The following is a 5,746-nucleotide window of genomic DNA, read 5'->3' as shown; positions in this document are numbered from 1 at the left end:
CTTGTGCATGGCGAGCTGCGCAATCAGCTTGGAGACATGTTGCGGGGTGAAGAACTCGCCGCCTGATTTGCCCGCATTGGCGGCGTAATTGGAGATGAGGAATTCGTAGGCGTCGCCGAAGAGGTCGATATGGCTGGCATCGAAGTCACCGAAATCCAGTTCAGCCACGCCCTTGAGCACGGCAGCCAGACGGATGTTCTTGTCCTTCACTGTGTTGCCAAGGCGGTTGCTGGTGGTGTCGAAGTCGGCAAATAGGCCCTTGATATCGCGCTCCGAGGGGTAGCCGTTGGCGGAGCTTTCAATGGCGGAGAAGATCGCGGCCAGATCGGTGTTCAGGCTGTCGTTGGTGTTGGCCTTGGCGGCCACATTGGCGAACAGCTGGCTGGGGTAGATGAAGTAGCCCTTGGTCTTGACGGCATCGTCTTTGGCCGCAACGATGTTTTCATCAGTGTCCGCCATGGAGGCGTAATCGACTGATGTATCGCCGCCGGTGATGTAGTCCGTGAAGTTCTCGCTGATAAACCGATAGAACAGGGAGCCAAGCACGTACTGTTTGAAGTCCCAGCCATCCACTGCGCCTCGGACATCGTTGGCGATTTGCCAGATTCGGCGTTGCAGTTCGGCGCGTTGTTGGGAGCTGGTCATGTTGTTGTTCCTAGTTCAATTCGGTTATTTCTTGGTCATTCCATCGCAGGTGGCGATGACCTAATCCGGTTTATTTTTTGGGTGCACGGCAGTGGCATACGAAATACATAATTCTACTTACTGCCCGCAATTAGATGAATCGCCCCGGCAGTTAACGCTTTCCAGCCGCTTTTGGCACAGTCTGGCCCCTATTTACGCGCGGGAGTGGCTGGCTTAGGAATTCCTTGTCCAACCCACGTGTATGCGCGTTGTAAGCCCACACGACAAACTGCTCTAGCAGCCGTTGGTTCTCTGCCTCCAATCGCTGATTTTCCGCTTCGAGACGGGTAATACGCGCCATTGCATCCGCAAGTGGCCCTGACCCTCTCGAAACTGCCACGTCCTTTTGCCCCCCCAGCGACTCCTTACGCAGCGCATAGGCTGCGCGGATGCGCTCATGTTTATGCAAGGCCTGTCTGGTGTACTTGCAATGCAGCCTAGTCACGATGACATCGATCAACAACTCCCAGGTCAATTTGCCTTCCCATCCATCCAGGATCCTAACGATTTGCTCAATTGCGTCGTCGGTCAGGTTCTTACCCCTGCGGACCACGGGTTTCTTTCTCTGTGTGTTCAAGATTATTCCCCTAACAAGGCTTTGACACCGGCGAGTAGACGGACCTGCTCATTTTCCGGTTGGAACTGCCCCCTCTCGGTTACCCGATCAATTCGTGACGGCATATTGGGGGCTGCCAACTGGATGACCGCACCGTCCGGCACTCTCGGGTCATCCATAATCGAGCACAATTGAGCCAATCGATCCACTGTTGTCCGATGGTGATCGAGCCACCTATCACTGCCAGAGTAGCCCTCCGATGTCGCCGTTTGCGCCCTTTCCATCAGCCCCTTAGCTTCATCCAGGCGTCGTCTCAGTAGCGTTTCCTTCTCTGTATCGCCCTTCACGCACACCAAGTCCCGACAATGTATGCAATCCATGTGCAATTGGCAGGGTGATGCCGTGTAGTCATGTACGCAGTAGCCAAGATCGGTGGTATGCGCGGTCGGCACAACCAGCCTAGCGAACTCATCCCGGCGGATCAGCACTTTCTTCGGAAGCTCTGCCAGTGGCCCGAACATCTGATCGCCACCAACAGCATCCCGTATTTTCTGGAGCATCTGGCCCGGGGTGACGTGGTCGTACGCCTCGTTCTGCCTGATATCCTTGCGTCCTGACCACTTTGCAATATCCAATTGGCTCAAACCGCCGGCCTGCGCTAGCGTATTTAGGTAATGACGGAACTGGTGAGTTGTGACCGCGATGTGGCTGCCATCCGGTTCGGCAAAACCGAAACGGGTGAAAATTGATTCGTGGCCATGCTCTATGCGGCTACCCAAGCCCGTGTTGATCTGGCCGATGCCAACCGCCTCGATCATGCACCGATACGTACCGTACCGTGCTCCAAGCTCATTTCGCCGCACAATGAGCAGTGCCTCGCTGTACTTCAGGCCGGTCACCTTATCCAGGACCGGAAACCCCCTTGGCAACATACCGAGCACCGCGGACTCGACATCCCTGAACCGCACGTAAAACTTTTTTCCACACCCTTCAAGCTTTTCAGTCGCAACACCAGCCGTCTTGCACCAGGCATTTGCTGCTACACGATCCCTAATTCCAAGGATTTGGGCAAGTTCCGTCAGTGACAACCATTCCCGACCACGCAAGTCCGCTACATCTGCAGCCAGATAAAGCTGATCGGGATGCTGCTCATACCATTTCGCAATTCCTCGAGCCTCTGCTGTGGCTGACCGTATTTTCTGAAGCGCTTCCTCCACGACAGATGCCATGGAGGGCACCAGCCACTTGACCATCGGCTCAGCGCCCTTAGCTGGCCACCAGCGCAATCCGTATGCGTCCTCTTTGCCCTTTCTGGGTTCGCGAACCTCGCAGGCTTCAGGAAGCGTTAGGACTTCACTGATACGATCCGGCGAGGCAAGAAGGATCGCCGCAACCGACACGGTGATTACGTCAGCAGGCTCGGTAGCAATCCGAAAAATCCGGGGCAAAGCATCGAGCGCAGTCGAGGACGGCATCTTTTCTTCACGTCTTTCATCGAACTCCTTCCCCACGCGTACGGCACTACTGGGACGCTTGATCGGGTTGCGCCAACGCACAGGTACAGCAGCAAGCCGATTTTCTGACAAGAAAATCCCCAGCATCTCGATCTGTCCACCTACACGGTATGCGGCTCCATCGCTGAACCTATCGGCGACGATCTGCGCCGCACGATTTAGGATGCGCGAATCGATCTGCACCGGATCAGGAGGCAAACCTGTCTCTAACAACGCTGCTTCGATGGCCCGCAATGCAGCCACCCTGTTGTGAATTATCTTGGTTGGTCGCATCCCATGCATATAACGAACGTATGCCTTCGCAAAGGACAGGAATGGCTCACGCATCATCTCCGGCGATTTCTGATCGACCGTAGCCGCATTGGAGAACGTGATGCGCTCTCGCTTGCCGCCCTTACCCTTGGTAGCGACCGCGTCCGTAACATCCCACACGTCGTTTTGGAACGGCAAATTCGCCCCGAAGACGGTAAGCTTGCTACGGCACATATCAACAAAACCACGTAGGTTCGCCGCAGCATCAAGTTCCGCCTTGGGCGTAAACAAGACTATTTCAGCCATCAGCCACTCCACTGCGCCGAGCCTCACACAGCCTCACCACTTCGGCGACAGCCAAGATGGTGCGGTCATTTACAGAAGCAATACGTAGATCGGTTTGCGCCGCAAGCCGATCACGCTCGCCGATCAAGTAGTCGAGAACTGCCTCGTGGGGCCCATCCAGCCACGGCTGGAAATTCATGCAGGTGTAGCAGGCGATGGGTGCCAAGAAGCCGCAGAAGCCATGTTTGCCACAGTTACCCATGGGCTTCATCGAGGGGGAAAATCTCGGGTCGCACACCCTGCTAGACGGATCTCCTATGCGCTTCGCTTGGGATTCGTCGTTGATGATAACTCCGGCGAAAGCCTGCGCCATCGGCGCCAAATACATGGCAATCGCACGGTCGATCCTCTCCACGATTTCGGGTCGAGCCTCGATGTAAACCCCGACATTCTGGGTATCCGTATGATCCAGCAATTCGGCAATGATCAGCTCGCCGTGGCCCTCCATGGCAGCCCTTGTGGCCACTGTGCGGCGAAAGCGCGTGGCGGTGATGTGCAACGATTGCCCCGTCCGCTCAGACACCACACTCAGGCGACGAAGGGTTCTCTCTAGCAAGTCAGCTATCGTCTGTGTTGTCCGGTGGTACTCAAATCCATCTGGTTCACCACCCCGGCGACGTCTCGCGGGGAATAGCGGCGCATCCGAGGGATCAAGTAAAAGCCTGTGAAACGTTGCCAGAACCTCTTTGGAGTAATGAACCAGCAACTCGCCGACTTGGGGGATTAATACACGGTCCTTGAACTCAGCACGCGAGAGTTGGTTACGCTGCTTGGCGCGAGGGACACGTATCGTGTACACGGCCGTACCATCTTTTGCATAAGCTAAGCCAACGTCACGGACCTTCAATGCAGCGTACTGCACAGGACGCTGTCCAAGCAGCATGAACAGGTAAGCAAGCAAATATCCCTCTCGGTCGACTTCACCCGATACATAGGCCCTATCAAGCGAACATTGTAGGGACTCCAACTCCATGTCAGTGAACGGACCGTGGATTGGGTCATGTGTCAGCACAGCCTCGCCTTTTTGGTTGCCCTGAGTACGCAGCTGCTTCAGCAAAGCCGCCGCATCAGTAGTCACCCCCGAGTACCCGAGGCTGTGCCATTTCTTCAGCAAACCAGAGAGACTACCGAGGTACCAAGACGTAGTTCTGGTCAGCGTGGTCCGGTAATTGATTAGGTCAGCACTAGTAATTTCCCCCAGCGGATGGATTCGGCCATCGCATACAACCCGAAGGTAATGCCCCAGTCTTTCGTGCATATTGCTCAGATGCGCTGGGGACAGATGCTCTGCATACCAAAGCAGGGAAAGTTTGGCTGACACAATGAACTTATCCGTCACTAGCCACTTGGAAAAGTCTAAATTCACGGTATCTGTAGCATCACGGTATATCCACCTGTCCAAACGCGGGTCAAATTCGACACCGGATCGTGTTCGCGCCAAAACAGGTAATTTGGGAGCAGAGTCCCAACTCGCGATTGCCTCCGCCGGCTTATTCATAACCCTTCACCTTGTTCACGAGTTGGTCTTGCAGGCCAAGAGAAACCTCTTTGGCCTTATTGCGAACATAGCGGCGCGTATAGACAGCGGCGGTTTCTGACGTAGGCGACCAGCCCATAAGGTAGCTACGAGCCTGGCGCTCATTTTCAGGCGTAACACCTCCCTCATCCATCTTTTTTGAGAACGCATCGTTCCAGGTGTGGCGCAATACGTGACCGGTGAGTCCTTCGGGCAACGATGGGCAGCGCTCCCGTACTTCCTTGAACAACTTCCCCACGGCAGCCAAAGTCATGGGTTGACCTGTGCGGCTGGCGACGAACAGGAAGGCGTGTTTCTTAGCCTGCGGCAATGCGCTGCGGTGGTTCAGGATGTAGGCTTGCGTTTCCGCCAACAGCGTGCCGCTGACGGGGAGTACCCGCGCCCGTGTCTTTGTTTGCGGCTGGTATTGCCGAGGGTCTTCGGGGTCATCGGCACGTCGGTGAATAGTGACTTCTTTGCGATAGGCCACGATGTCACTGACACGCACACCCAACACCTCACCAATGCGCAACCCGAGATACAAGAGCCAGTGGATAAGCAGGGCATTGCGATAGCGCGTGTGCTGATCCCGCCACGGATTGTCAGGTGAGTGCGGATCAACAACGCGCAATAGCTCCGCCACGACTTCTTCGGACACCCCCTCTCGTTGGCCAAGCGCGTTACGGCCCGACCCATAAGGAATGCGAGTATCAATCGCTTCGGCCACGAACCTGGCCGTATCACCAAGCCGGGACGCCACTGACGGTGCCAAGCCATGCCTGCTCAGACGCTCGGCGGCAAGCCACTGGAGGTACATCCGGATGTAGCGCAACCGGCTAGCGGCAACATCCGGATCAACGTCAGCTGTCGTCGTCTTCT

General features: G+C 55.8%; 4 protein-coding genes. All 4 read right to left on the bottom strand.

The genetic code is table 11. The annotated features are described in order from the left end of the window. On the bottom strand, positions 1-645 hold a 645-nt coding region (locus ACE3OH_RS18575; protein ID WP_374356700.1), incomplete at its 3' end, for a type I restriction-modification system subunit M. A 618-nt stretch (positions 646-1,263) separates the two neighbouring features. Beyond that, positions 1,264-3,312: an integrase gene (locus ACE3OH_RS18570; RefSeq protein WP_374356697.1), complete on the bottom strand. Its 2,049-nt coding sequence runs from the start codon at positions 3,310-3,312 to the stop codon at positions 1,264-1,266. Beyond that, positions 3,305-4,849 (bottom strand): site-specific integrase, encoded by a 1,545-nt coding sequence (locus ACE3OH_RS18565; protein ID WP_374356694.1) that lies wholly within the window; start codon positions 4,847-4,849, stop codon positions 3,305-3,307. Before ACE3OH_RS18565 ends, ACE3OH_RS18570 begins: the two co-directional genes overlap by 8 nt. Then, on the bottom strand, positions 4,842-5,746 hold a 905-nt coding region (locus tag ACE3OH_RS18560), incomplete at its 5' end, for a tyrosine-type recombinase/integrase (RefSeq protein WP_374356691.1). The genes ACE3OH_RS18565 and ACE3OH_RS18560, both read right to left, overlap by 8 nt.

The sequence above is a fragment of the Chitinimonas sp. genome (genome assembly GCF_041904975.1).
Lineage (GTDB): Bacteria > Pseudomonadota > Gammaproteobacteria > Burkholderiales > Chitinimonadaceae > Chitinimonas.
Note: the sequence above shows the minus strand (reverse complement) of the source record. Positions and strands in the feature narration are given on the sequence as shown.